Source organism: Sphingorhabdus sp. EL138, from assembly GCF_945862485.1.
In the GTDB taxonomy this organism is placed as follows: Bacteria; Pseudomonadota; Alphaproteobacteria; order Sphingomonadales; family Sphingomonadaceae; genus Sphingorhabdus_B.
Window position 1 is genome coordinate 71,447 of the sequence record NZ_CAMAYF010000006.1, and the last position, 25,928, is coordinate 97,374.

24 protein-coding genes are annotated in these 25,928 nt (G+C 57.4%); 17 read left to right on the plus strand and 7 right to left on the minus strand.

Annotated features, from left to right (window positions below; all coding sequences use genetic code 11):
- Positions 1-45 precede the first annotated feature (45 nt).
- The 13 genes from Q0O33_RS04430 (at position 46) to Q0O33_RS04490 (ending at position 13,894) form a co-directional block, all read left to right on the plus strand.
- A complete protein-coding gene (locus Q0O33_RS04430) occupies positions 46-1,107 on the plus strand; it encodes an AI-2E family transporter (protein WP_295496670.1) in 1,062 nt (353 codons plus the stop codon).
- Complete coding sequence (locus Q0O33_RS04435; protein ID WP_295496597.1) at positions 1,076-1,387, plus strand: hypothetical protein; 312 nt, start codon at positions 1,076-1,078, stop codon at positions 1,385-1,387. Before Q0O33_RS04430 ends, Q0O33_RS04435 begins: the two co-directional genes overlap by 32 nt.
- Positions 1,388-1,476: 89 nt before the next feature.
- The gene (locus tag Q0O33_RS04440; protein WP_295496672.1) at positions 1,477-3,240 is read left to right on the plus strand and encodes an ABC transporter ATP-binding protein/permease; all 1,764 of its coding nucleotides are present in this window, start codon (positions 1,477-1,479) and stop codon (positions 3,238-3,240) included.
- A gap of 82 nt (positions 3,241-3,322) precedes the next feature.
- Positions 3,323-5,089: a DNA helicase RecQ gene (recQ, locus tag Q0O33_RS04445; RefSeq protein WP_295496600.1), complete on the plus strand. Its 1,767-nt coding sequence runs from the start codon at positions 3,323-3,325 to the stop codon at positions 5,087-5,089.
- A gap of 106 nt (positions 5,090-5,195) precedes the next feature.
- Positions 5,196-5,627 (plus strand): TIGR01244 family sulfur transferase, encoded by a 432-nt coding sequence (locus Q0O33_RS04450; protein ID WP_295496602.1) that lies wholly within the window; start codon positions 5,196-5,198, stop codon positions 5,625-5,627.
- Complete coding sequence (locus Q0O33_RS04455) at positions 5,624-6,040, plus strand: hypothetical protein (RefSeq protein WP_295496605.1); 417 nt, start codon at positions 5,624-5,626, stop codon at positions 6,038-6,040. The genes Q0O33_RS04450 and Q0O33_RS04455 overlap by 4 nt, the downstream gene beginning before the upstream one ends.
- Positions 6,033-6,944 (plus strand): sterol desaturase family protein, encoded by a 912-nt coding sequence (locus Q0O33_RS04460; protein ID WP_295496608.1) that lies wholly within the window; start codon positions 6,033-6,035, stop codon positions 6,942-6,944. Before Q0O33_RS04455 ends, Q0O33_RS04460 begins: the two co-directional genes overlap by 8 nt.
- Before the next feature lie 67 nt (positions 6,945-7,011).
- Positions 7,012-8,595, plus strand: coding sequence for a GMC family oxidoreductase N-terminal domain-containing protein (locus tag Q0O33_RS04465; RefSeq protein ID WP_295496611.1), 1,584 nt, complete (start codon positions 7,012-7,014; stop codon positions 8,593-8,595).
- A gap of 41 nt (positions 8,596-8,636) precedes the next feature.
- On the plus strand, positions 8,637-10,043 hold the full coding sequence (thrC, locus tag Q0O33_RS04470; protein WP_295496674.1) for a threonine synthase: 1,407 nt from the start codon (positions 8,637-8,639) through the stop codon (positions 10,041-10,043).
- Positions 10,044-10,045: 2 nt separating this feature from the next.
- A complete protein-coding gene (locus Q0O33_RS04475) occupies positions 10,046-10,924 on the plus strand; it encodes a class I SAM-dependent methyltransferase (protein WP_295496614.1) in 879 nt (292 codons plus the stop codon).
- 8 nt (positions 10,925-10,932) lie between these two features.
- Positions 10,933-11,301: a dihydroneopterin aldolase gene (locus Q0O33_RS04480; RefSeq protein WP_295496617.1), complete on the plus strand. Its 369-nt coding sequence runs from the start codon at positions 10,933-10,935 to the stop codon at positions 11,299-11,301.
- On the plus strand, positions 11,298-12,053 hold the full coding sequence (locus Q0O33_RS04485; RefSeq protein WP_295496620.1) for an SDR family oxidoreductase: 756 nt from the start codon (positions 11,298-11,300) through the stop codon (positions 12,051-12,053). Before Q0O33_RS04480 ends, Q0O33_RS04485 begins: the two co-directional genes overlap by 4 nt.
- Positions 12,054-12,358: 305 nt before the next feature.
- Positions 12,359-13,894 (plus strand): DEAD/DEAH box helicase, encoded by a 1,536-nt coding sequence (locus Q0O33_RS04490; RefSeq protein WP_295496623.1) that lies wholly within the window; start codon positions 12,359-12,361, stop codon positions 13,892-13,894.
- Positions 13,895-13,932: 38 nt separating this feature from the next.
- Here Q0O33_RS04490 and purH read toward each other — a convergent pair whose 3' ends face one another.
- The 5 genes from purH to Q0O33_RS04515 all read right to left on the minus strand — a co-directional run bounded on the left by purH (position 13,933) and on the right by Q0O33_RS04515 (position 19,768).
- A complete protein-coding gene (gene purH / locus Q0O33_RS04495; protein WP_295496626.1) occupies positions 13,933-15,522 on the minus strand; it encodes a bifunctional phosphoribosylaminoimidazolecarboxamide formyltransferase/IMP cyclohydrolase in 1,590 nt (529 codons plus the stop codon).
- A gap of 4 nt (positions 15,523-15,526) precedes the next feature.
- Entirely contained in the window at positions 15,527-17,245 is a 1,719-nt protein-coding gene (locus Q0O33_RS04500) for a heparinase II/III family protein (protein ID WP_295496629.1), read from the minus strand.
- A complete protein-coding gene (gene rpe, locus Q0O33_RS04505; protein WP_295496632.1) occupies positions 17,242-17,904 on the minus strand; it encodes a ribulose-phosphate 3-epimerase in 663 nt (220 codons plus the stop codon). Before rpe ends, Q0O33_RS04500 begins: the two co-directional genes overlap by 4 nt.
- A 78-nt stretch (positions 17,905-17,982) precedes the next feature.
- The gene (locus Q0O33_RS04510; RefSeq protein WP_295496635.1) at positions 17,983-18,492 is read right to left on the minus strand and encodes a GNAT family N-acetyltransferase; all 510 of its coding nucleotides are present in this window, start codon (positions 18,490-18,492) and stop codon (positions 17,983-17,985) included.
- A 7-nt stretch (positions 18,493-18,499) separates the two neighbouring features.
- Positions 18,500-19,768: a transcription antitermination factor NusB gene (locus Q0O33_RS04515; RefSeq protein ID WP_295496638.1), complete on the minus strand. Its 1,269-nt coding sequence runs from the start codon at positions 19,766-19,768 to the stop codon at positions 18,500-18,502.
- Positions 19,769-19,906: 138 nt separating this feature from the next.
- Here Q0O33_RS04515 and Q0O33_RS04520 point away from each other — a divergent pair, with 138 nt between their 5' ends.
- Positions 19,907-20,071 carry a DUF1674 domain-containing protein gene (locus tag Q0O33_RS04520; RefSeq protein WP_125231178.1) on the plus strand — a complete coding sequence of 55 codons (165 nt, stop codon included), beginning with the start codon at positions 19,907-19,909 and terminating at the stop codon, positions 20,069-20,071.
- A gap of 17 nt (positions 20,072-20,088) precedes the next feature.
- Here Q0O33_RS04520 and Q0O33_RS04525 read toward each other — a convergent pair whose 3' ends face one another.
- Complete coding sequence (locus Q0O33_RS04525; protein WP_295496640.1) at positions 20,089-20,481, minus strand: acyl-CoA thioesterase; 393 nt, start codon at positions 20,479-20,481, stop codon at positions 20,089-20,091.
- Positions 20,478-22,562, minus strand: a complete 2,085-nt coding sequence (locus tag Q0O33_RS04530; protein WP_295496642.1) for a S9 family peptidase — start codon at positions 22,560-22,562, stop codon at positions 20,478-20,480. The genes Q0O33_RS04525 and Q0O33_RS04530 overlap by 4 nt, the downstream gene beginning before the upstream one ends.
- A 126-nt stretch (positions 22,563-22,688) precedes the next feature.
- Between Q0O33_RS04530 and Q0O33_RS04535 the strand changes: the two genes are divergently transcribed.
- The 3 genes from Q0O33_RS04535 to Q0O33_RS04545 all read left to right on the plus strand — a co-directional run bounded on the left by Q0O33_RS04535 (position 22,689) and on the right by Q0O33_RS04545 (position 25,915).
- Entirely contained in the window at positions 22,689-24,491 is a 1,803-nt protein-coding gene (locus Q0O33_RS04535) for an aminopeptidase P family protein (protein WP_295496644.1), read from the plus strand.
- Positions 24,492-24,601: 110 nt separating this feature from the next.
- On the plus strand, positions 24,602-25,483 hold the full coding sequence (yghU, locus tag Q0O33_RS04540; RefSeq protein WP_295496645.1) for a glutathione-dependent disulfide-bond oxidoreductase: 882 nt from the start codon (positions 24,602-24,604) through the stop codon (positions 25,481-25,483).
- Positions 25,484-25,534: 51 nt separating this feature from the next.
- On the plus strand, positions 25,535-25,915 hold the full coding sequence (locus Q0O33_RS04545; protein ID WP_295496646.1) for a VOC family protein: 381 nt from the start codon (positions 25,535-25,537) through the stop codon (positions 25,913-25,915).
- Positions 25,916-25,928 lie beyond the last annotated feature (13 nt).

Consider the following 25,928-nt stretch of genomic DNA (forward strand, 5'->3'; position numbering starts at 1 on the left):
GCGCAAAGCAAGCCGCGCCGTGCGCGGAAAAAGCCTGCGGCAAAGGTGAACGACAGCTTTCGCGAAGAGGTTGGCCCAACCGAGCTGTACGACCCCCTCATTCGTTCCGAGATAAAGCGCGCTGCCGTATGGATTGGCATGGCCAGCCTGGTTGCTGCTGTCATCTGGCTTGCGCAGCCCATTCTTCTCATCATTGGCGGCATCGTTCTCGCCGCTATGTTCGACGGTGGCGCACGGCTTCTCGGCCGCATATTGCCTATCCCGCGTGGCTTTCGCCTGACGATTGTCGTTCTGGCTGTCTTTGGGTTTATGTATTGGACGTTTGTTTTCACAGGGTCGGAATTGGCCGCGCAAGCCGCAAGCCTGCAGGCCATTGTCGAAACGCAAATAGAAAGAATCGGCATTCAACTTGAGGCCGCCGGATTCAACATTTCAGCCGAAGATGTGAAGGGCCTGGGTTCGCAGATTTTGAACTCTGTGGGCCGCGTCACGGAAGCGGTGTCGTCTGTGGTAGGCACGGTTACAAACCTTGCGATGATGCTGGTTCTCGGCATCTTTATCGCAGCCGAGCCCCGCTTATATGAACGCGGTGTCGCGTGGATGCTCCCATTGGCCGAGCGTGCGCATTTTTATGGCACCGCCGAAAAAATGGGCAGCGTCCTGCGTCGCCTGATGGCGGGTCGTCTGCTGGGCATGGCGGTTGAAGGCGTAGGTACATGGGCGTTACTCAGCCTTGGTGGCGTGCCGATGGCGGCGTTGCTGGGTGTGCTCACCGGCCTGCTCGCATTCTTGCCCAATATCGGCGCAATCGTATCCGGGGCCCTTATTATCCTCGTTGGATTTTCTGCCGGGGTTGATGTCGGACTCTACGCCATTTTCGTGTATTTCGTCGTGCAGACGGTGGACGGTTATTTAATCGTCCCCATGGTCGCAAAACGTGCGGTCGATTTGGCCCCTGCTTTAGTGCTCGGCGCGCAGATCCTTTTCGGTGCGTTGTTCGGCATTTTGGGGCTTGCACTGGCCGACCCCATCATCGCAATGATCAAGGTCGCTCTGGAGCGGCAATCGGAACGTAATGAAGCGCGTGGTATCCGCGAAGGGCCGTGATCAAAAGCCCATGTTGCTGACCATCTGCTTTCTATTGGGCATCGCCAATTTTTATATGCACAAAGCGGTGGCGGAATCTGGGCATCCTTATGTCGAAGAGACCAAGCGCTATTTCCGCGGGCATATTGGTCCTTATGGAAGCTACGCCATTGAACTGGCCTTGCTCATCGGCGCCATGTGGTTGGCCAATGCTGAATCCTTGGCAGTATCGCTCCTCTACGCCGCCTACACGGCCATAAACGGCGTTGCGACTTGGGTGTTGCTGTCAAACAAGGCGTGATGGGCCTTTGTGCTTTGCGATAAAATAACTATACGACCCCAGTGCCGCCATTAGCTCCCACCAACGATGCCAAGCCAGATTTCGCCGTCATGCGGCGATTTTTGCCCTATTTATGGCCGAAGAACGAAGCGGGTTTGCGCGTCCGCATTGTCTTTGCCCTGCTGCTGGTGGTTATCTCAAAACTCATCCAGCTCAGCATGGCATGGCTCTACGGCCAAGCGATCGACCGCATGGTGCCGGGCATGGAAGACGGTGTCGCCATCGCTATCGCCTTGGTCGCCGCTTATGCCGGCGCGCGTTTTGGCGGGGTGTTGTTCGACAATTTGCGCAACGTCGTCTTTGAACGTGTCGGCCAAGAAGCCACGCGCCGTCTGGCCGAAAATGTCTTCAGCCATTTGCATAATCTGTCGATGCGGTTCCACATGAACCGCCGCACCGGTGCGGTCACAAAGGTGATTGAACGCGGTACCAAGAGCATCGACATCATGCTCTATTTCCTGTTGTTCAACATCGCACCTACCTTGCTGGAGCTGTTTTTAGTCTCCGTATATTTCAAGATTTCATTTGGCTGGGGCATGGTCATTGCGACGCTGATCATGGTCGTCAGCTACATTGTTTACACGACCCTGATCACCAACTGGCGCAACAAATTGCGCGAGGAAATGAACGAACTCGACACGCAGACCGTGGCCAAGTCTGTCGACAGCCTGTTGAACTATGAAACGGTCAAATATTTCAACGCGGAAGAGCGCGAGGCCCGCCGCTATGCTGAGGTCGTGCGCCATTATGCGAATGCCGCCGTCAAATCGGAAAACTCTCTTGCCGCGCTGAATATCGGGCAGTCGTTGATCACCAACCTAATGATGGCTGGCGCCATGGGCTATGTCGTTTGGGGCTGGTCCCGCGGGCAATTTACCACAGGCGATGTGGTGACGGTGAACACGTTATTGGCACAGCTTTTTCGGCCATTGGACATGTTGGGCATGGTCTATCGCACAATACGCCAGGGCCTCACTGACATGGCCGCGATGTTTGAACTGATCGATACGCCCGCCGAAATCACCGACAAGCCCAATGCGCCTGCGCTTGCGGTCCATGGCGGCGCGGTGGTGTTTGATGATGTGTATTTTGCCTATGACGCCGAACGGCAAATATTAAACGGCGTCAGCTTCGACATAAAGCCCGGCCAAACGCTGGCCGTGGTCGGCCCATCGGGTGCGGGCAAGTCGACCATCGCGCGTTTGCTCTATCGTTTTTACGATATCACCGGCGGTCGTATCACCATCGATGGGCAGGATGTACGCGCCGTGACGCAGTCCAGCCTACGCAGTTCCATCGGCATCGTTCCGCAGGATACCGTTTTGTTCAACGACACCATCGGCTACAATATCGGCTATGGCCGCGAAGGCGCCAATCAGGCAGAAATCGAAGAGGCCGCGCGCGGGGCGTCGATCCACGGCTTCATTGAATCGTTGCCTGAACAATATGCCGCTAAAGTGGGTGAGCGCGGGTTAAAGCTATCCGGCGGCGAAAAGCAGCGCGTGGCCATTGCCCGTACCTTGCTGAAAAACCCGCCTTTGTTGATCTTGGATGAAGCGACCAGCGCCTTAGACAGCCGAACCGAGTCGGAAATTCAGGCCACGCTGGAGCGCATTTCGGAACGCCGCACCACCATCATCATCGCGCACCGGTTATCGACCGTGGTGAACGCGGATCAGATCATTGTGCTGGAGGCAGGTCGCGTGGCGGAGAAGGGAACCCATCTGCAACTTCTGCGCAAAAATGGCCTTTATGCCGACATGTGGGCACGCCAGCAAAATGAAGCCGAGGCAGAGGCCATTCCCGCCGCGTAAAATCACGCGCTATCCACAAGCGTCTTGAATCAAAGGCATGTGCGCTCTGTCATTGGCCCTTGGGGCACGCTAGGGCATTCTAATGGCCTCCGTCGCTCCTCCCCAAACGCCAGCCGACGTTTTGCACAGCTTGTTCGGCTTCGCTGGCTTTCGCGGGCAGCAGGAACAGGTGGTGACGCGCGTTCTCGCGGGTCGGCGGACGCTCGCGATCATGCCAACGGGCGCGGGCAAATCGCTCTGCTATCAATTGCCCGCCGTGATCATGGATGGCACCTGCATCGTCATATCCCCACTGATTGCGCTCATGCATGACCAGATGCGCGCCGCCGATGCCGTGGGTATCCGCGCCGCAACATTGACCTCCGCCGACGACAACCGCGCCGAAACCATATCACGGTTCCGTTCCGGCAATCTCGATCTCTTATACGTCGCGCCAGAACGGGCATCGGGGCAAGAATTTCGCAGCCTGCTCCGTGAGACCAAAATTTCCCTGTTCGCGATTGATGAGGCGCATTGTGTGTCCGAATGGGGCCATGATTTCCGCCCCGATTATCGTTTGCTGCGGCCCTTGCTGGATGACTTTGCCCATGTACCGCGCCTCGCGCTAACCGCCACCGCCGACACGCACACACGCGATGATATTGCCGAACAATTGGGTATTCCCAAGGACGGCGTAATGGTGGCGGGTTTTGACCGGCCCAACATCCGCTACATCGCGGAAGCCAGCGCGAACAGCGGTATCGCGGCATTGGTAAAGGGCTTGCAGGGTGCAGGCATTGTCTACACTCAAACCCGCGACCGCACCGAAAAAATCGCCGCGCAGATTGCGGAGACGGGCCGCAGGGTGCTCTATTATCATGCCGGTATGGAGCCACAGACCCGCGCCCGTGCGCAGGCCGAATTTGTGTCCTCCGAAGATATGGTCATGGTTGCAACGGTCGCGTTCGGCATGGGCATCGACAAGCCCGATGTGCGCTTTGTCGTGCATGCGGGCCTACCGAAATCTATTGAATCTTATTATCAGGAAAGCGGCCGGGCGGGGCGCGATGGGGATCCGGCGGTCGCGCACATGCTGTGGTCGGCAGGTGACTTCACCCGCGCGCGTGGTCGCTTGAGCGAGTTGGCGCCGGAGCGGCGTGAGGCCGAATTGGCGCGCGTGGCTGCCTTGGCGCATTTGGTCGAAACCCCCGGCTGCCGCCGCGCGGTGTTGCTGCGCCATTTTGGCGAAAGCCCGCCTGAATCCTGCGGCAATTGTGACAATTGCCTGCATGCGCCCGATGTGCATGACGCGACCGAGCTGTCCCGTAAATTGCTCTCCGCCGCGTATCGGACGGGTCAAAGATTTGGCATGGGGCATTTGGAAAAGGTCCTGACAGGCAATAAAGACGAGCGGATTACCCAGTTCGGGCATGACGAGCTTTCGGTATTTGGCATAGTGTCCCGCGACGAGGCCGCGATGCTAAAACCCTTGTCCCGTGCACTGCAAGCGCGCGGCGCGTTGGTCGCCAACGAACATGGCGGCCTGAAACTTGGCGGCGATGCCCGCATTATTATGCGCGGCGATCAAAAAATTGAAATCGCTGTGGTGAAACCCGGCAACACACGCCGCGCTGGTCGTCCCGACAACCCCATTGGCAATCCGTTGTTTGAAGCCTTGCGGGCCAAACGCCGGACATTGGCCGAAAATGTTGGTGTGCCACCTTATGTCATTTTCCACGACGCGACCTTGCGCGAAATGGCGCTGACCCGGCCAGCCGATATCCGTGCCTTGGGCCGGATCAGCGGTGTCGGTGCGCGCAAGCTGGAGGCCTATGGCGAAGAATTTTTGTCAGTAATTGCGGAATTTTAGGACCGAAGTTTATCGCTGCATTGTCCTTCCTTGTTATCGATTGCGGATTAAAATATGGCGGGTAAAATGTCGTCTGCTATAGCGATTTTATAACAGGATTTTTCAGATGTTTCGCCAACTCACAGACCGCATCTTTGTCGCCCCGCAAATTACAGTTGGCGACGTGATGGACGCTGCGCAAGCAGGCGTAACACTTATCATCAACAACCGCCCCGAAGATGAATCCGCCGATCAAACGTCCGGTACAGAGATTGAAACCGCCGCGCGGGCCGCTGGGTTGGATTATGTCGCCATTCCAGTTACCCATGCTGGCTTTGCCGAATGGCAAGTGACCGCCATGGCGGATGCGCTGGCAAAGGCCGACGGCAAAATCCTCGCTTATTGCCGTTCTGGCACGCGCTCGACATTGCTTTGGGCTTTGGCGCAGGCGTCCAAGGGCGAACATCCTGCTGTGTTGGCGGAAAAAGCCGCGGATGCTGGTTATGATTTAACGCCCGTGACCGCGATGATGGACATGCTGCGCGGGCGCGCTGCGTGACAGCAGAATTGCTCAAGCTGGCGGGGTCGATCGCCGCGATTATGTTCATCGCGTGGCTTGCGCGATACTGGAAACTCGGCGGCGACGTCCGCATCCGCAGCGAAGAGCAAGCACGCGAAATTGCGCAAGAGACACTATGCGGGTTCAATCCGGTGGAGATCGCCCTTGATAAAGCGGGCATGGCCGCCTTGATGCGCGATGCCGATGGTCGGCACCTTTTGATACGGCGGCATGGCGTGCAATGGGCCGGGCGGTTGCTAGATCATCATAATGAAGCACGGCTTGACCAAAATTTCCTCACCGTTGGCACGGGCGAAAAAACCTTTGGCTCGGTGACACTGAATCTGGGTGCGCAAGCATCGCGTTGGGCGGCTGGCCTGCGCCATTTGAATATAGGACGCCCACATGCCTGAATTGTTCAGCCCCATTGATTATGCGGTCCCGGCATTCATCATCCTGATCGTCGCAGAGATGTTGTGGGCGCGGCGGCGCGCCCCAGAAAAATATGAACCCCGCGATACGATGACATCACTTGCCTTGGGCACAGGCAGCACCGTTGCGGGCGCATTGACGGGCGCGTTTGTGTTCAGCCTTGCCATGTGGATATACGAACATCGCTTTTTCGATATCGGCTGGGTCTGGTGGGCGTGGCCTCTATGCTTTGTGCTCGATGATCTTGCATATTATTGGGCGCATCGTTCGGGGCACCGCGTGCGCTGGTTCTGGGCAAGCCATGTGAACCATCACAGTAGCCAACATTATAATCTATCAACCGCGCTGCGCCAAACATGGACGGGCTTTATCGCGCTTGGTTTTATCTTCCGGATACCTTTGGCATTTTTGGGCTTCCATCCCGCGATGCTGTTGTTCGTCGGCGCGTTCAATCTCATTTATCAATTTTGGATCCACACCGAGACCATTGGCAAATTCCCGCGCTGGATCGAATATGTCATGAACACGCCCAGCCATCACCGCGTCCATCACGCGACCAATCCGCGCTATCTGGACCGCAATTATGCCGGGACATTCATCATCTGGGACCGCATCTTCGGGACCTTTACGGAGGAAGTCGAGAGCGAAAAAATCCGCTATGGGATCGTCAAGCAATTGGGCACGTTCAACCTGTTGTGGAGTGTGTTTCATGAATGGATCGGTATCGCGCAGGACCTATGGTCGGCACCATGGCGGCATAAATTTTCCTATCTGTGGCGCCCGCCGGGCTGGAGCCATGATGGCAGGCGGGACACGTCGGACAGCATTCGGGCGCAATGGCTGGAGAGCCAGAAAGCCAAGGCTGACCCGACTGTGAACGCATAGCCTATTTACACCCTTGCCAGTAATTAGTCGTCCGCTTAAACCTCTTCGCGAAGAGGGAGCAGGCGATATGGACGAATTCGACATCATTGTTATTGGCGGTGGTTCCGCAGGCAGCGCAGCCGCCGGACGTTTGTCCGAAGGTGGCAAATATAAGGTCTGCTTGATTGAGGCCGGCGGCAACAACAATAATATGTTGATCAAGACGCCAGGTTTCATGCCGTTCATCCGCAATGGGTCCAATTATAAATATGAAACCGTCCCGCAAAAGGGTCTGAATGGTCGCACGGGTTACCAACCGCGCGGCAAGGGCCTTGGCGGGTCAAGCGCGATCAACGCGATGGTCTACATTCGCGGCCATAAATATGACTATGACAATTGGGCCGCCTTGGGCTGCGATGGTTGGTCCTATGATGACGTGTTGCCCTATTTTAAACGCTGCGAAGATAATGAGCGCGGCGCAGATCCATTCCACGGATCGGGCGGGCCGCTTTCAGTTTCCGATCAACGCTGGCCACAAGCAGGCAGCCTTGCCTTCATTGCAGCCGCTGCCGAATTGCAATTGCCCGTCAATTCGGACTTCAACGGCGCGACGCAGGACGGCTTTGGCCTGTATCAGGTTACGCAAAAGGGCGGCGAACGTTGGACCGCCGCGCGCGCCTATGTCGAACCTGCGCGTGACCGTATGGAGGTGCTGACTGGCGCGCTGACCGAAAAAATCATCGTCGAAAATGGCCGCGCCACGGGCGTAGTCATTCGTCAGGGCCGCAAACGTCGGACAATCAAAGCGCGCGGGGCGGTTATCCTATCCGCAGGTGCCTTTGGCTCGCCACAAATCTTGATGCTATCGGGCATGGGGCCAGCCGAACATTTACGCAGTGTTGGCGTCGATATTGTCCATGACAAGGCGGCGGTTGGCGCCGACCTGCAAGACCATATTGATTATGTCTCCAGCTTCAAAACCCAATCCAAGGATGATTTCTTCGGCGATTCGCTCGCTGGCACGGCCAAGATGGTCATGGCTATCATCGAACATCGCCGCAAACGCACCGGCATCATGACCACCTGCTTTGCCGAGGCGGGTGGATTCTGGCGTTCGGACCCAAGCTTACCAGCGCCCGACATCCAATATCACTTCGTGCCTGCCATGCTGGAAGATCATGGCCGTTCCTCAGTGAAAGGCCACGGCTTTAGCTGCCATGCCTGCGTTCTGCGCCCGGAAAGCCGTGGGACCGTGCGTTTGGCGTCGTCAGACGCACGCGTCGCTCCAGTCATTGACCCCGCCTTCTTAAGCGATGACCGCGACATGGCGACACTGCGCGCCGGCGTGCGCGCGATGCACCGCATATTCGAAGCGCCTGCACTGGCCGCCTATAATGGCCAGAACCGGCATCCGGTGGATCTCAATGACGACGCAGCATTTGACGATCTGATCCGCAGCCGCGCCGACACCGTCTACCACCCTGTTGGCACCTGCCGCATGGGGCCGAATGACGATGATGTTGTCGACGCGCGCTTGAAATATCGGGGCATAGAAGGGCTATATGTGGCCGATGCTAGCATCATGCCGCGTCTTGTTTCGGGTAACACCAATGCGCCAAGCATCATGATTGGCGAAAGATGTGCCGAATTTGTCCGCGCTGATTTGCAATAATCTTGCCTAAATGTGGCGCTGCGGTTAACCGCGTGGCCGCTATGGTGATTAACGGAACAGAATATATCAGCACACGCGGCCACGCAGACGTGCTTGATTTTGCAGGCGTCACGCTCACAGGGCTGGCCAGCGACGGCGGGCTATATGTGCCGCGCCATTGGCCGCAATTTTCGACCGACGAGATCGCTGCGATGCGCGGACTGTCTTATGTGGACCTGGCCGCGCGCATCATGGCGCCATTTACGGTCGGCGTTTTGGACGAAGCAGAGCTGAAGAGCTTGTGCGCCACAGCTTATGGATCCTTCGCCCATACAGCGGTGACGCCTTTGGTGCAGTTGGATGGACAGCATTGGTTGCTTGAGCTGTTTCACGGCCCAACCTTGGCGTTCAAGGACGTGGCGCTGCAATTGCTGGGGCAGTTTTTTGAACGTTTTCTGTCGGGCACCGACACAAAGCTGACGATTGTCGGCGCCACCTCTGGCGACACGGGTTCAGCCGCGATTGATGCCGTTGCCGGACGCGCGCAGATTGAGATTTTCATGCTGCATCCACATAATCGCGTATCCGATGTGCAGCGGCGGCAGATGACAACCATCCTTGCGCCCAACGTCCATAACATTGCCATTGGCGGCAGCTTTGATGACGCCCAAGCTATGGTAAAGCGGATGTTCAACGACAAGGATGTGAATGGCCCGCTGACACTCTCTGCGGTCAATTCAATCAATTGGGCCCGCCTGATGGCGCAAGTGGTCTATTATTTCTACGCCGCACTTCGGCTTGGCGGTCCTGAACGCAAAGTCGCCTTTTCGGTACCGACCGGAAATTTCGGCGATGTGTTTGCTGGCTATGTCGCCGCGCAAATGGGCCTGCCGATTGAGCGGCTGATTGTGGCCACCAATATCAACGATATTTTGCACCGCGCTTTGTCAAAAGGGGATTATTCGGTGCTGGGCGTGACCCCGACAGCATCGCCATCGATGGACATTCAGGTGTCGAGCAATTTTGAACGCTTATTGTTCGATCTGGAGGGCCGTGACGGGATCACCACAGGCGCGCGGATGAAATGGTTCGAACAAATGGGCAAGATGGTGTTGTCACCCGAGATGCGCAAAAAAGCGATATTGCTCACCAGCGCGCGCACCGATGCCGAACAGATGTCGGCGGCCATGCGTTGGGCCTATGGCGCAACCGACCAAATTATCGATCCGCACACCGCCATCGCTTTGCACGCCGCGCGCAACGCGGGCATCCGCCCCGACGTGCCCGTGGTGACATTGGCAACCGCGCACCCAGCCAAATTCCCCGACGCCGTTGAAAACGCAACGGGCATTCGCCCCGCTTTGCCAGCGCGGGTGGCACAATTATTTGACCGCGAGGAACGCTTTGACGTCCTGCCCGGCGCATATGACGCCGTGCGTGATTATGTGCTGGCGCGCGCCACGCGTTGAATATGAAGCCGGATTTCGTCACCCTAATCAGCGAACCGCGCAGCGATTATACGCTGATCGATTCAGGCCATGGCCGCAAATATGAATCTTATGGTGACCGCCATTTCATCCGCCCCGAACCGCAAGCCATGTGGGCACCGGCCTTAACCGAATGGCCCGCTGACGCCGAATTTGTGCCGGGATCAGACGATGATGGCGGCGGCCGTTGGTATAACAACAAGCCAGTTCCGATGGATGGATGGCCACTGTCGTGGAATGACGAAGTGCATTTTAATGCGTCCTGCACACCGTTTCGCCATTTAGGTTTCTTCCCAGATATGGATCCGGTGTGGCGCTGGATGCGGGGGCAATTGGAGGGCGTTACTGACCCAGTTGCCATGAACCTGTTCGGCTATACCGGCGTTGGCACGCTCGCTTTGTCTGCTGCGGGCGCGCAGATGGTGCATGTCGATGCGTCCAAGAAGTCGGTTGGGCAAGCGCGGGCCAATGCCGAAATGTCGGGCATGGCAGACCGCCCGATCCGTTGGATTGTCGATGACGCCGCCAAATTTGTTGCGCGCGAAGTGCGTCGCGAAAAACGCTATGATGGCATATTGTTGGATCCGCCCAAATATGGCCGTGGTCCCGAGGGCGAAGTTTGGCGGCTGGAAGAGGATTTGCCTGAGCTGATCGCCAATTGCCGCAAGCTGTTGGATGCGGAATCGAAATTTCTGTTTTTGACCGTCTACGCCGTGCGAATGTCCGCATTGGCATTGGGCGGGCTATTGGAATCGCATTTTGCGGACCTTGGCGGCAAGGTGGAATTTGGCGAACTGGCGGTGCGCGAACAAGGCCGGGGCATGCTTTTGCCCACCGCCATCTTCGCCCGCTGGTCGCGTTAAGGAGTATCATGAGCGACAGTTTAATTCTTGAAGTGCACGACCTTGTCGTCAATGTCCTGACGGGCATTTACAGCCAGGAAACGCATCTGCCACAACCGCTGCGCATATCCATCAGTACCACGCTGGATATGGCCCCGCATTACGCGCCAGATACGCCCTTATCGGCTTCCAAAAATTATATGACGCTGAAAGAAGCAGCGACAAAATTGCCAGAGGGCGTGCACTTCACTTTGATTGAGGCGGTGGCCGATCATATCATGGACACTCTGTTCGCCGACGATCCGCGTGTCAGCAACATCGTCGTCAAAATCGTCAAGCTGGCGATTGCCGAAGATAATGAGGCGATTGGCATCACCATGTCGCGGGCCCGCAAGTGACCGTTAGACCGCTTGCAATTGTCACCGGTGGCAAGCGCAGGCTGGGCGCCGCGATTGCGGCGAAACTCGCGGGCGCTGGCTATGCGCTGGCGTTGGTCAGCCATATGGACACGCCGCCCGAGCCGGTTTTGGCAGCGGCGCTAGAGGCAAACGGCAGCGAATGGCATGCCTTCACCTTTGACCTCAGCGCGGGCGATCCGGCCAAGCTACTGGACATGATTGCCAGCCATTTTGGGCGCATACCGGATCTGCTGGTGAACAGTGCCGCCATGTTTGGGCAAGACGGCTGGCAGACGATGACGCTAGAAACGCTGGAGGCGCATTTCCGGTTGAACCTGTTTGCGCCCTTATTGCTAAGCCAGGCTTTGGTGCAGGCCGCTGGCCCAGAGTGTCGCCCCGCGATCGTTAACATCCTTGATCAACGCGTGGTCAATCCGCACCGTGACCAGATCAGCTACACCTTGTCTAAGCAAGCACTGGCAGCGTCCGTCCGGTCCATGGCCGCATCCTTCGCTGGACGCGCGCGCTACAATGGCGTCGCCCCCGGTCTTGTCATTGCAACCGATGATTATACCGCAGAGCAAGAAACACGGCTGGCCGATATGATGCCCTTGGGCGCGATGCCTTCGCCATCGGCTGTCGCAGATGCGGTCGTCTATCTCGCCCAAGCGCAGGACGTTACCGGCCAAGTCATTTTTGTCGACGGTGGCGCGCATTTGAAAAGTTTCGACCGCGACTTCATGCATCTTTAGCGCGCGCTTGCGACCGATTATTGCGCGAACGCACAAATAACTTGCGTTTTCTCCGTGGTTTCGCCATAGGCCGCTCAAGCGCATGAGGCGAGCGGACAATACCGCCGCAGTTTTGGCAGCGTGAGGGCCTTGATACAGGCTCCGCCAAACGAACAAGATGCGTAAGCTTAGAGGCTTCCCATATCACGCAGGGTTGTTTCCAACGGGTCAGCATAAGCTGCTCCCGAACACCTGCTGTTGCGTCTGTGCGGTCCTGATGAAAGGACGCGCATGACGGGCCGCGACGACTATTTGAAAGTATAAAAATGTCTTTTTTCCAAGACCTGGGCCTTGCCCAACCTATCCTGAAGGCGCTTGAGGCGGCTGGCTATGATACGCCAACCCCCATTCAGCAACAGGCCATTCCATCCTTGCTTCAAGGCCGCGATCTATGCGGCATTGCGCAGACCGGAACCGGCAAGACCGCGGCATTTGCATTGCCGTCCCTGCACCATTTCGCCACCAAACCAAAGGCGCGTCAGCAATATAGCTGCCGGATGCTTGTCTTGTCACCGACACGCGAACTCGCAGCACAAATCGCCGACAGCTTCCGCACTTATGGCAAATTTTTGGGCCTGAAGGTCGATTGCGTTTTTGGCGGCATGCCGATTTTCAGCCAGAAAAAGCGTCTTGCCGGCGGCGTCGATATTCTCGTCGCGACACCAGGCCGCTTGATCGACCTGATTGAGCAACGCGCGGTAACGTTGAAGGACGTTGAAATCTTCGTGTTGGATGAAGCGGACCAGATGATGGACCTTGGCTTTATTCACGCGCTGAAGCGTATTGACCAGTTGTTACCAAAGCAGCGTCAGACATTGTTCTTTTCGGCAACCATGCCAAAGGCGATTGCCGAGCTTGGAAACCGTTTCCTCAACAATCCAGTCCGTGTTTCGGTTGCGCCCGCAGCGACCACAGCAGAGCGCGTTGAGCAATTTGTGACCTTTGTCGAGCAGCGCGAAAAGCAGACTTTGCTGACACTCAAGCTGCAAAGCGAAGATATCGACCGTGCGTTGGTTTTCACGCGTACCAAGCATGGCGCCGACCGCGTTGTGCGTGGGTTGGCGGGTGCCGGCATTCAATCTGCCGCTATTCATGGCAACAAGTCGCAGGGCCAGCGTACCGCTGCGCTGCAAGCCTTCCGTGATGGCAAGATCAAAATCCTCGTGGCAACCGACATTGCGGCGCGCGGCATTGACGTCCCTGGCGTCAGCCATGTGTTCAACTTTGAACTGCCCAACGTGCCTGAACAATATGTCCACCGCATTGGCCGCACCGCGCGCGCCGGCCGTGAAGGCATCGCGATGAGCTTCGTTGCGGGTGATGAACGCGGCTATATGAAGGATATCGAGCGTCTGACAGGCGTCCGCGCCATGACGCTTGGCCTGCCTGAAGGTTTCCGTGCAGCTGTTGCAGCCTTACCACCCCCTGTTGCCGATAAGAAACCGCAACAGGCCCGCGGCGGTCGCGGCGGTGGTCAGCCCGGCGGCGGACGGACGAACTATGCTGGCAAGAAATTGGGCGGCAATAATGGCGGCACTGGCCTGAACGGGGAAACCCGCAACCGCACGCACGCTCCGCAAGGCGGATGGCAGCCCGCTATCGGTCCACGCGACGGCAGCCGAGAAGGTGGCAAAAACGACGCACGCCCACGCAGCGACAATGCTGGTTCGGGTGATCGCCGGCCAACTGCCGACCGTGCCTTTGCCGCACGCAGCGAAAACCGCCGCGATCCCGGTGCACCGGCACGCAATTACGGCCCCAAAAAGGGTGGATACAAAAACGCTGTGAAGCGCGCTAGTTGAACCTAGTGCCCCCTCCCGCCAGCGGGAGGGGATCTACATCAATGCCTAAAATGCCGCATGCCGGTGAAGACCATGGCCAAGCCAGCTTCATCAGCGGCGGCAATCACTTCATCATCACGCATCGATCCGCCCGGTTGAATGACCGCCGTGGCGCCCGCTTCTGCAGCAGCAAGTAAGCCGTCGGCAAAGGGGAAAAAGGCGTCAGAAGCGACGGCGGAACCCACTGTGCGCGGCGCAGCCCAGCCATAAGTTTCGGCGGCCTCTATGGCCTTAATCGCGGCGATCCGCGCACTGTCACGCCGGTTCATTTGGCCCGCACCAATGCCGGCAGTTGCGCCGTCCTTGGCATAGACAATCGCATTGGACTTCACATGCTTTGCAATCGTCCATGCAAAACGGCAGTCCGCCAGCTCCTGTGCGCTTGGCGCGCGCTTAGTGACCACGGTGAATGCTTCATCGGCCACATGGCCATTGTCGCGCGATTGCACGAGGAGCCCGCCGGTAATCGGCTTGATAGAAAGGCCACCGCGTTTCGGATTGGGCAATTCTCCGGTGAGCAACAACCGCAAATTCTTTTTCTTGGCGAATACGGCCTTGGCCGCATCATCGGCGGACGGAGCCGCGACGACTTCGGTAAATATCTCGGTAATCGCTTCGGCTGTCGCCGCATCGAGCGGGCGGTTGACGGCAACGATACCGCCAAAGGCCGAAACGCTGTCGCATTCCAGCGCCGCGCGATAGGCGTCGATCAATGTCGCGCCCGTTGCCACGCCGCATGGGTTGGCGTGCTTAACGATTACGACTGTCGGTGGGCCGTCGCGAAATTCGGCGACCAGCTCAAGCGCGGCGTCAGCGTCATTGTAATTATTATAGGACAATTCCTTGCCCTGCACTTGTTCGGCTTGTGCAATGCCCGCAATATGCGGCCCGACGGGGACATATAGCGCCGCGCGCTGGTGCGGGTTTTCGCCATAACGCAATTCGGCCACGCGATTTCCGTTCACCGCAAGCATATCCGGAAACAATTGTTGCTGGTCGGCAAAGGCAAACCATTGGCTGATCATACTGTCATAAGCCGCGGTTGCCGAATAGGCCTTAGCCGCGCATTTGCGGCGGAAGTCATAGCTGGTTTTACCGTCGCTTTCCTCAAGCTCTGCGATCAGATCGTCATAATCGGCGGGATCGGTCAGGATCGTCACAAAGGCATGGTTTTTGGCGGCGCTACGCACCATCGATGGTCCGCCAATGTCTATATTCTCGATGATTTCATCACGCGACGCGCCTTTGGCCGCCGTCTCGGCAAAGGGATAAAGATTTACGACCACAAGGTCGATGGCGCCAATATGGTGCTCGGCCATCGCAGCAACATGTTCGGGATTATCACGCACCGCAAGCAGACCGCCATGCACCATCGGATGCAATGTCTTAACACGTCCGTCCATCATCTCGGGAAAGCCCGTCAGCTCGCTGATGTCCTTTACGGTCAGGCCAGCGGCGCGGAGCGTTTTGGCCGTCCCGCCCGTCGACACCAATTCAACATGACGCGCCGCCAGCGCATGGCCGAGCTCAACCAATCCAGCCTTGTCGGAGACTGACAACAGGGCCCGTTTTATGACGACGTCTTGCATGAATTTATCCTAAATGGCGCAGTTGCCAGTTGATATGGAGCTCGCCTTTACCCGTATCGGCGGCAATCACAAGTTGTTGGGTCGGGTGCGGTCGGCCATTTTGGTCTACCCATAAGCTATCATCGACCGACAATATACCGCCTGACGTGACAAACGCCCAGTTGCTGCCATCGGCCATGCGCAGCAGTGCGGCCTGCGGTTGGTCCGATGGTGTGATCTCAATATCTGGACCCAGATGAAAGCGGACATGCGCCATCACATCGTCCCGTGGCTTTTCCTGCGGCAACAGCGTATCTTCGCCGCTCAATTCCATGCCATCGGACCGCAAGATGAGCAGACGCGTGTGATTATAGCCAAAGTTTTTCGCATAGCCGTCATGGCTTGCCTCAATCCGTGTCGCCTGATCAATATCGCGACGTTCAAGGCCGACTTCCGCCACGCCCTTGCCCAATTGACCGCCCGGCAGAATGGCGGTTGAATTGGTGTCATTCAGGCAAAGGGTTGAATGCGCCGCCGTGGTCCGGAGACCACGGGCAAGCGCCGCCGATATGGTCGCGCCAACAAGCGCCGCGCCGCCGCAATTAACGATGATCCGCTGCCCATTATGCGACAATTCGAACGCGAGGGTCGAGGCGCAGCCCGACGCCGACTGGCGCGCGAGCGGCGGCGGCCCAGCGTCCAGCAAAAGCACAGATTTTCCAGCCGACACACGCTGATAACCCCAATCCAGCGCTTGGCGATGCGGACGGGCGCGGACTTCGCTCGCCGCGACAAGAGCATCAATCCGGTCGGTGGTGATATGCGCCGAACCCTGCCACGCACCCAGCCCCCCATCGGAATGTGTCAGGCCCAATAAGGCAGGTACCGCGCGGCCCAATGCCTCTATCAGGAAATCCGGCACCATCTCGCGTTGCGCCACATAGCATTGCTTCAACAGGCTCAACAGCCCGATGAGCTCCATCAACTGGATGGGCGAGCGCGACACAACGCCGCCATCGGGGAAAATAGTGACGCGCAAGGATTCGGCCAATCCGTCTTCGCCCACAGCGCGGCGAATTTTGCCTTCAGGCAATAATAACGACGCAGCAACAACGCCTGCCCAACCAACGGTCTTGGCAAAGTGGCTTTGCGCCCTTGGTGCGGACTGGTCCAAATGGCGGGCCACCCGCGCAAAATGATTAATGACGCGCGAACGGTAAATCGGCTCCGAACTGCTCAGCAAAAACGGCGACCCGGCAGCCATGTTCAACAGTCGCCAAGCACAATTGTCGACACGCCAAGCCGGTTCACGCGTTTTCATGCCATTGGCCAGCAACCAGGCATCGGCGATACGCGCCGCGACGGGTGCGCCTTCGCCGCGATTGGTCGCCGCCGCCAGATCACGCAGCCAGTCAAAACGGTGGATATAATCCGTCAGCGATGGCGACAGATCAAGCCGGTCATAATCCAGCGTATCAAACGCTTGCTCAAAACCCTGATAATGGAATTTGCCCATGCGCAGCGCCTGGCCACGCCCGGAATCGCCCTCCAAAGGATCCTTCGGCACCGCCAGAAGGCGCAAAGGCACCTTGCCCTTCAACCGGCCATTGTGCAGCGGCGTGCGCCATGTCAGCTTGTAAAATTCGAGAGAGAGGCGCTCGAGAATATTTTGGCCCGCGTCCTTGGGCCTGACGATTAAGGCCGTCTGCCGTTGATCCGTACCGTCCTCAAAATTACCGGTCATTCACCCCTCAGCGCCCGGATATTGGCGGCATAATGGCTCTCGCCACCCTTGAATGTGGCCGTGCCCGCCACCAACGTGTCCGCACCAGCCGATATCGCGAGCGGTGCCGTGTCGGTCGTAATACCGCCATCGACTTCAAGCCGGATATCACGTCCGGTTTTCTCAATCATTTTCCGCACAGCTTCGATTTTGCGTAACTGGCTTGAGATAAAACTCTGCCCGCCAAAACCAGGATTCACGCTCATGATCAGGACGAGGTCGACATCATCGATGAGATAATCGAGCATCTTCGCTGGCGTATGCGGGTTCAGTACAATACCCGCCATTTTGCCCAGAGACTTGATCAACTGCACGGTGCGGTGCGGGTGCGGCCCAGCCTCGGGATGGAAGGAGATGATGTCCGCGCCAGCGTCGGCAAAATCTTGCACATATTGGTCGACGGGCGCGATCATCAAATGCACGTCAAATGGCTTAGCACTATGCGGGCGAAGCGCCTTTACGACAGCGGGGCCAATAGTGATGTTGGGGACAAAATGCCCGTCCATAACGTCAACATGGATCCAGTCGCATCCCGCCGCGTCAATCGCGCGCACTTCTTCGCCCAGCCTTGCAAAATCGGCTGACAAGATTGACGGCGCAATGCGAACGGCGTTGGTCATGCTACGCGCTTAGACGCTGCACTGCGGGCGGGCAAGGCGGCGGCAGGCGTTATACACAGCTTATCGCAATAGCTGCGGTTAACGCCGATAGATCAACAGGTCACCGATGACATCATGCGATTCTGCAAATTTGGCGAAACCAAGCTTGCCCGCAACATTATGCGACGCGGTATTTCCGACATCAATGATGCAGCGTATTTCGCCCAGTCCTTGGCCGTCCGCCCATAATAATATCGCGGTCATGGCTTCGGTGGCATAGCCTTTGCCCCACGCATCGGGCGTAAAGGCCCACCCCGCCTCAGGAAAGCCTTCCAGCTCTTCTATGCCGCGTTCAAACTGCGCCAGCCCGCCATTGCCAACGAAGCGCCCGCTGGCCCGCTCCACAAATGCCCAATAGCCATATCCCAGCAATGGCCACATGCCGATGCCTTGAAGCATCTTGCCCCAACTGACATTGCGGCTGCGCGGCTCGCCGCCAATAAATGCGGTCATGCGCGGGTCAGCCCACGCCGCAGCATAATCCTCCCAATGCGCAACCGACATGGGCTCAATCGATAAGCGTTCGGTTGTGAGTGTGGGCGCGATCATTGCCGACCTATCCCTCGCGCACGAACCGCGCCACAAAAAACCCGTCCAAACCGCCTTGTGCGGCGAGCATAGGCGGCATTGTGCGGACATGTCCTTGCGCGTTAGCCGTCACCCCAACGGATAACTCTTCAGCAGTCGCAGGCTTTGTTATATATTCGGGATGCCGCGCCAGAAATGCCTCGGCCTGCGCCTCGCCCTCATGCGGCTCCAGCGAGCAAGTGGCGAACACCAAAGTGCCCCCGGGTTTCACCCATTCCGCCGCGCGGTCCAGCATCGCACTTTGAATCGCGGCCAGATTATTGATCGCCTTCAGGTCGATGCGCTGCAACACATCGGGGTGCCGCCGCATTGTGCCTGTTGCGCTGCAAGGCGCATCGAGCAAAATCGCATCGAACGGCTGCGATGGTTTCCAATCCATGACATCGGCGTTGACCCGCTCCGCATTCAGCTGCGTGCGTTCCAAATTGGACATCAGCCGGTCCATGCGCCGCGCGCTGTTGTCGAGCGCCGTGACCGCAAAACCAGCCGCCGACAGTTGCATCGTCTTACCACCGGGCGCAGCGCATAAATCAAGTGCACGCTTACCCGTGCCATCGCCCAAAAGCCGTGCAGGCAGGCTAGCGGCCAAATCCTGTACCCACCACGCACCTTCATCATAGCCGTCCAGTTCTTCGACCGCCGTACCCCGCGGTAAACGCACATGGCCGGGCATCAGACTGATGCCGCTGAGGCGCTCCGCCCATGCATCGGTTGCGGAAGGGTCGCGCAAGGCCAGGTCCAATGGCGGCGGTTCGGACAACGCCTTTTGCGCGCCCGCAATCATATCATCACCCCATGCCGGGTGCCAGCGCATCATCACCGCCTCTGGCAAAGACGGCAATTCCGGCAAGGTCACTTCGGCGCGCAGCAACGATCCCAGCACGCCATGCACCAGCCGCCTTGGACCACCATCGACCAAGGGCAGCGCCGTTGCGATGGCCGCATGGGCAGGCGTGCCCAAGCGCAAAATCTGCGCCAGTGCGAGACGCAGCACCATCCGCGCCTTAGAATCATCGGGCAGAACTTGTTTGGTCTTGCTGTCGATGAGCGTATCCAGATCCACGGACCAGCGCAAAGTTTCCTGCGCAATCGCAATCGCCAAGGCGCGATCCGGTGGTGAAAGGCCCTTGGTCGCATTGGCTGTCGCTTGGTCCATTGGCGTGCCCATACGCATCACAGTATCAAGCAACCGCAAGGCGGCACGGCGGGTAGGAAGGCCAGAAATTTCGTCAGTCATAGACAAGCGCACTAGGCGTGTGTGGCACACAAGTGAAGAGCGGTTCTGCGCGGGCCGACTAGCGATACCACATCTTGCAAATGCATCCGTGAACGCCGATATTCCGTCCAAGCCATTTCGCTCAAGGAAATTCAAATTATGGGCACGCGTCCGCCACATGTCAAAGCGCCGGAATATCTTTCCAAAAGCCCACCAGTCCCGCAGCCCGAAGAAGTCGTGCGCGCACCTGAGCCAGACGCCGAACGACCAGACCCCGTCCGCTATGGGGATTGGGAATTAAAGGGCGTTGCGATTGATTTTTAGGGTGAAGCCGACAACCCTCACCCCATAAACGGCGCAGACACCTCTGGCCGGACGCGGACAAGCCGCCCCGTTGCCTTATCAATCATCGCCCAACTGGTGTTCGCGCGGACGATGACTTTGCCCTTGGCATCTACAAAATCGACGCGCCGATCAAACTGTGCGCCCTTGGGTTCGCTCTCAATCCATGTGCGCGCCGTAACGCTTTCGCCCGCCGCGATATTGCCACGATAATCAATCTCGTGACGCGTCACGACCCAATAATAAGCCGCAATATGCTCCGACGCAGCAACCGCCTGCCAATGCGAGGTCGCCATATCCTGAATCCACCGCACCCAGACGGCATTGTTGACATGGCCAAGCTCGTCAATGTCGTCCGGCTGCGCAGTGAAGGTGCGGGTGAACGGTGTCATTTACCTGACTTGGCCATCCCCATTTGCCACACAATAAACGCCGCCTCTTCGGCATTTTCGCGCAACCGTTCGAAGCGTCCAGACTTACCGCCATGGCCAGCGCCCATGTTGGTTTTGAGCAAGAGCACATTGTCGTCTGTCTTCATCGCGCGCAGCTTTGCGACCATCTTGGCAGGTTCCCAATAGGTCACACGCGGGTCATTCAATCCGGCGGTCCATAGCATCGGCGGATAAGCCTTTGCTTCGACATTGTCATAAGGCGAGTAGCTGCGGATATAGTCGAACGCGGCCTTGTCGGTGATCGGATTGCCCCATTCGGGCCATTCGCCCGGCGTCAAGGGCAGGTCCTTGTCCAGCATCGTGTTGAGCACATCGACGAACGCAACATGGCTAACCACCGCGCCGAACAATTCCGGTGCCTGATTGACCACCGCGCCCATCAATTCGCCGCCAGCCGATCCGCCGCTTGCGGTCACCTTGCCCTTGCTGGTGAAGCCCAAATCGATCAGGCCCTTCGCCGCATCGACAAAGTCGTTGAAGGTATTGGTGCGCTTCGTCAGCTTGCCATCCAGATACCATTGATAGCCAAGATCGTCCCCGCCCCGAATATGCGCAATCGCATAGGCAAAGCCGCGGTCGACCATCGACAAGCGGTTGGCGCTGAAACCTGGCGGCATCGCATAGCCATAAGCGCCATAAGCATAAAGATGCAGCGGCTGGCTGCCGTCTTTCTTGAAGCCCTTTTTCGTGAGGATCGACACCGGAACCTTGGTGCCATCCCGCGCGGTTATCATCACACGTTCGGTCGCATATTGGCTTGGGTCATATCCGCTGGGGATTTCCTGCACCTTCAATGTTTCCAGTCGGCCATCGGCGAGGGTGTAATCAAACACAGTGCCCGGTGTGACCATCGATTCATAGCCAAGCCGCAGCTTCGTCACATCATATTCAGGGTTATTGCTAAGGCCGGCATCATAGCTTGCCTCGGGAAATTTGATCCGCTCAACCTTTTTGGCATCGGCATAATCGCGGATTTCGACCTGATCGAGGCCATCAATACGGCCTTCGGTCACATAGAAATTCTTGAACAACGACAGGCCCGTCAAATAATGGCGGTCGGAACCGGCAATCAATGTCTTCCAGTCGCCGGGTGCCTTCATGCTGGCGGTGGCCACACGGAAATTCACATGCTCATCATTGGTCAGAATGAATAAAGTCCCGTCGCGGACATCGACGCTATATTGCCGTCCGGTTTTGCGCGGGGACACCATGATGGGCGTCGCGGTTGGATTATTGGCGGGCACCAAGCGTACTTCGCTGGTGACATTGTCGCCTGTACCAATGACAATCCAATCCTCTTGCGCGGTCAGGCCAACACCAACGCCAAAGCCGATATCCTCCTCCTTATAAAGCAGCTTCGCCTTGCTCAGTTCATCGCCCAGTTGATGAAACCACGCATTGTCGGTGCGCCAATTATCGTTGGCCAGGCCATAGACCACGCCCTTATTATCCGATGACCAGACTATGCTGGATAGCGTGCCGGGGATGATGTCAGCCAATTTTTCGCCGGTTTCCAAATTGTGGAAATGCAGGTCAAAACGTTCCGACCCATTATCATCATACGCATAGGCCAAAATCTTGCCGTCAGGGCTGATTTCGGCGGCTCCAAGCCGGAAATAGGCCTTGCCCTTGGCCAATTCATTTTCGTCGAGGATAAGCTGGTTCGCGCCGCCCGCAACGGGCTTGCGATAATGCTTGCGATATTGCGCGCCCTCTTCGAATTTCGACCAATAAATATAATCGCCGTCCTTTTGCGGGACGCTGCTGTCATCCTCTTTGACGCGGCCCTTCATTTCTTGAAAAATCGCTTCGGTCAGCTTGGCTTGCGGTGCCATTTGCGCTTCGAAATACGCATTTTCGGCGCCCAGATGGTTCAATATTTCCGTGTCATCAATCGTCGGATAGCTTGAATCACGCAGCCAGTGATAATCATCAGTAATCGTCACATTGTGATAGGTCGCCTGATGCGGACGCTTAACGGCGACAGGAGGCTTGATTTGCGCTGTGGCTTTTTCGGTCATGGGTTCTTTCTGGGCGATTGCGGGCGAAGATAATGCGCTTGTTACAAAAATGAGTGGGAGCAGTGCTTTCATGAGACGACTTCCTCGCGTATATGAATGACATAACCATATGAACGGAAGTCCGAAATGTCCACCTATGAAGCCCGCCTCGCTGCCCTGCGCGCACAATTGAAGATAGAACAACTGGACGGCTTCGTCGTGCCGATCTGCGACGAACATATGTCGGAATATGTCGGCGATTATGCCCAACGGCTGGGCTGGCTGACGGGTTTTGGCGGGTCGGCGGGTTCAGCGGTAGTGCTTTCCGAAGAAGCTGCGATCTTCACTGATGGCCGTTACACGCTGCAAGTGCGTGAACAGGTGGACGGCAAGCATTGGCAATATATCAGCGTCCCACAAACCAGCATCTCTGACTGGTTGCAGGACCATGCACCCGGTGGCGCACGCATCGGCTATGATGCATGGGTCCAAACCAAAGGCTGGGTCGAAAGTGCAACCAAGGCACTCGCCGCCAAGGGCGCTGAGCTGGTTGCGGTCAAAAGCAATCCAATCGACAGGGTGTGGGCTGAACAACCGCAGAAAAGCGTGGCCAAGCTAATCGTACACGACACCCAATATGCAGGACAGAGCAGCGCCGAAAAACGCGCTGCTGTGGCCGAGTGGTTGACGGCGCACAAGCTCGATGGCACCGTCATTTCCGCGCTCGATTCGGTGGCGTGGTTGCTGAACATCCGCGGCTCCGACGTGTCGAACACCCCCGTCGCGCTTAGCTTTGTGCTTGCTTATGCCGATGGCACGGCGGACCTGTTTGTCGCCCCCGAAAAGGTGGATGACGCCGTCCGCGCCCATCTCGGCAATGCGGTGCGCTTGCGCGATCCGGCGGAATTTGTGCCAGAACTGCGGTCGATGACCGGCAAGCGCATTGCCGTTGACCCCGACCTGGCGGTCGCCGCCATCTTTGGCGCGCTGCAAGCTGGTGGGGCGCACATCATCGAGGCGCGCGACCCAACCATCCTACCCAAGGCAGTCAAAAACCCCATTGAACAATCCGGCCACCGCGCCGCGCAAGCCCGTGATGGTGCGGCCTTAAGCCGATTCCTGCATTGGATGCGCGAAACCGCATATAAGGGCGAATTGAACGAGTTATCCGCCGCCGCCCGGTTGAAGGCGTTCCGCGAAGATACAGGCCTGCTCAAGGATCTGTCGTTCGACACCATCTCCGCCACTGGTCCCAATGGCGCACATTGCCATTATAAGGTCGACGAAAGCACCAACCGTGCGATTGAACCCAATAGCATCTATCTTGTCGATAGCGGCGGGCAGTATCTAGACGGCACCACCGACGTCACCCGCACCATATGGGTCGGCCCGGGCAAACCCACGGCAGAAATGAAGGACCGCTTCACCCGCGTGCTAAAGGGCCACATCGCGCTCGCCTGCGCCGTCTTCCCAGAAGGCACCAGAGGCGCGCAATTGGACAGCATGGCCCGCGCTTCCTTGTGGCAGGCTGGTTTGGATTACGCCCATGGCACAGGCCATGGCGTCGGCAGCTTCCTTGCGGTCCACGAAGGCCCGCAACGCATCGCCAAATTCGCTGGCGGACAAGCAGGCAGCGACGAGCCGCTGCAGGCGGGCATGATCCTGTCGAACGAGCCAGGCTATTATAAATCAGGCGATTATGGCATCCGCATCGAAAATCTCGTGCTGGTCGAGGAACTTGAGATTGCAGGGGCAGAAGGCCGCTATTTCGGGTTTGAAACTTTGACCTTCGCGCCCATCGACAAGAATTTGGTGGACGTGCGTTTGCTCAATACCGACGAGCTGCGCTGGTGGAATGATTACCACGCCAAGGTGCTTGAGGTGGTCGGCCCGCAATTGGACGGTGATGCGCTAACGTGGACGACGGAGGCGTGTGCCCCTTTGGCATAAGCAATCACCCCCGTGATCCAAGTGCACGGGCGAATTTGGTTTGCGAATTAACGCAGAAATTATCGCCTATCGACATAGTAAAGTAACATCTTAAATTATAGGAACGCGCCATGACCCAGACATTTTCCGAATACATCCCCGCGGACGTTTGGGAATGGAACACTGAAAATGGCGGCCAGTTCGCCAATATCAATCGGCCTGTCGCGGGTGCGACCCATGACAAGGCGCGCCCGGTCGGCAAGCACCCGATGCAGCTCTATTCGCTGGCTACGCCAAATGGCGTGAAGGTCACCGTTATGCTTGAGGAGCTGTTGGCGCTTGGCCATCAAGGGGCAGAATATGATGCGTGGCTGGTCAACATCCGTGAGGGCAATCAGTTTTCGAGCAGCTTTGTCGAAGCCAATCCCAATTCCAAAATCCCTGCTTTGTTCGATCACTCAACACCCACACCGACCCGCGTGTTCGAGTCTGGGTCAATCTTGCTGTATCTCGCGGAAAAGTTCGGCGCGTTTTTGCCTACAGAACATCATACGCGGACTGAGACGATCAACTGGCTGATGTGGCAAATGGGCAGCGCGCCTTATTTAGGCGGCGGCTTTGGCCATTTCTATGCGTATGCACCGTTCAAGTTCGAATATGCCATTGACCGTTTTGCTATGGAAGTGAAACGCCAATTGGACGTCCTCGATCGCAATTTGGCAGAGCGGGAATATATGGCAGGCGATGCATATACCATCGCCGATATGGCAATTTGGCCGTGGTATGGTGCGCTGGTGAAAGGACTAATTTACGACGCGGGTGCGTTTCTATCGGTGCATGAATATAAAAACGTCATTCGCTGGACCGATCAGATTGCCGAGCGGCCTGCCGTTAAGCGTGGGCGGATGGTTAACCGCGTCATGGGCGACCCCGCCAGCCAGTTGCATGAACGGCATGACGCAAGCGACTTTGACACCAAAACGCAGGATAAAATTGCGCTCTCTAGAGATTGATTTTAAAGTATTTTTCCGTAATGCTCTAATTTCATTTGGAGGAGTGATACGATGATTGGATATGTAACAGTCGGCACCAATGATTTGCCGCGCGCTGCGCAATTCTATGACGCGATTGCCGCGGAAATGGACACGCCGCGGATGATGGAGTTTGACGGGTTTGTAGCCTGGGGCAAGCCCGACGGCCCGGCGGGCATCGCGGTTATCAAGCCCTTCGACGGCAATGCGGCGAGCGTCGGTAATGGCGTAATGGTTGCGTTCGAGGCCAAGGACAAGGATCAGGTGCAGCGGCTTTACGATATCGCGCTCGCCAATGGCGGTGTCTGCGTGGGTCCTCCGGGACCGCGCGGTGAAGGATTCTATGCCGGTTATTTCCGCGATCCCGACGGCAACAAGCTGAACGCGTTCGTCATGGGGCCTGCGGCGGCTTAAGCACGAGTAAGGT

Coding starts and splice junctions, on each gene's coding strand:
- Q0O33_RS04435 (WP_295496597.1), top strand. CDS start 1,076: ATGAAGCGCGTGGTATCCGCGAAGGGCCGTGATCAAAAGCCCATGTTG.
- Q0O33_RS04440 (WP_295496672.1), top strand. CDS start 1,477: ATGCGGCGATTTTTGCCCTATTTATGGCCGAAGAACGAAGCGGGTTTG.
- recQ (WP_295496600.1), top strand. CDS start 3,323: ATGGCCTCCGTCGCTCCTCCCCAAACGCCAGCCGACGTTTTGCACAGC.
- Q0O33_RS04450 (WP_295496602.1), top strand. CDS start 5,196: ATGTTTCGCCAACTCACAGACCGCATCTTTGTCGCCCCGCAAATTACA.
- Q0O33_RS04460 (WP_295496608.1), top strand. CDS start 6,033: ATGCCTGAATTGTTCAGCCCCATTGATTATGCGGTCCCGGCATTCATC.
- Q0O33_RS04465 (WP_295496611.1), top strand. CDS start 7,012: ATGGACGAATTCGACATCATTGTTATTGGCGGTGGTTCCGCAGGCAGC.
- thrC (WP_295496674.1), top strand. CDS start 8,637: ATGGTGATTAACGGAACAGAATATATCAGCACACGCGGCCACGCAGAC.
- Q0O33_RS04475 (WP_295496614.1), top strand. CDS start 10,046: ATGAAGCCGGATTTCGTCACCCTAATCAGCGAACCGCGCAGCGATTAT.
- Q0O33_RS04480 (WP_295496617.1), top strand. CDS start 10,933: ATGAGCGACAGTTTAATTCTTGAAGTGCACGACCTTGTCGTCAATGTC.
- Q0O33_RS04490 (WP_295496623.1), top strand. CDS start 12,359: ATGTCTTTTTTCCAAGACCTGGGCCTTGCCCAACCTATCCTGAAGGCG.
- purH (WP_295496626.1), bottom strand. CDS start 15,522: ATGCAAGACGTCGTCATAAAACGGGCCCTGTTGTCAGTCTCCGACAAG.
- Q0O33_RS04500 (WP_295496629.1), bottom strand. CDS start 17,245: ATGACCGGTAATTTTGAGGACGGTACGGATCAACGGCAGACGGCCTTA.
- rpe (WP_295496632.1), bottom strand. CDS start 17,904: ATGACCAACGCCGTTCGCATTGCGCCGTCAATCTTGTCAGCCGATTTT.
- Q0O33_RS04510 (WP_295496635.1), bottom strand. CDS start 18,492: ATGATCGCGCCCACACTCACAACCGAACGCTTATCGATTGAGCCCATG.
- Q0O33_RS04515 (WP_295496638.1), bottom strand. CDS start 19,768: ATGACTGACGAAATTTCTGGCCTTCCTACCCGCCGTGCCGCCTTGCGG.
- Q0O33_RS04520 (WP_125231178.1), top strand. CDS start 19,907: ATGGGCACGCGTCCGCCACATGTCAAAGCGCCGGAATATCTTTCCAAA.
- Q0O33_RS04525 (WP_295496640.1), bottom strand. CDS start 20,481: ATGACACCGTTCACCCGCACCTTCACTGCGCAGCCGGACGACATTGAC.
- Q0O33_RS04530 (WP_295496642.1), bottom strand. CDS start 22,562: ATGACCGAAAAAGCCACAGCGCAAATCAAGCCTCCTGTCGCCGTTAAG.
- Q0O33_RS04535 (WP_295496644.1), top strand. CDS start 22,689: ATGTCCACCTATGAAGCCCGCCTCGCTGCCCTGCGCGCACAATTGAAG.
- yghU (WP_295496645.1), top strand. CDS start 24,602: ATGACCCAGACATTTTCCGAATACATCCCCGCGGACGTTTGGGAATGG.
- Q0O33_RS04545 (WP_295496646.1), top strand. CDS start 25,535: ATGATTGGATATGTAACAGTCGGCACCAATGATTTGCCGCGCGCTGCG.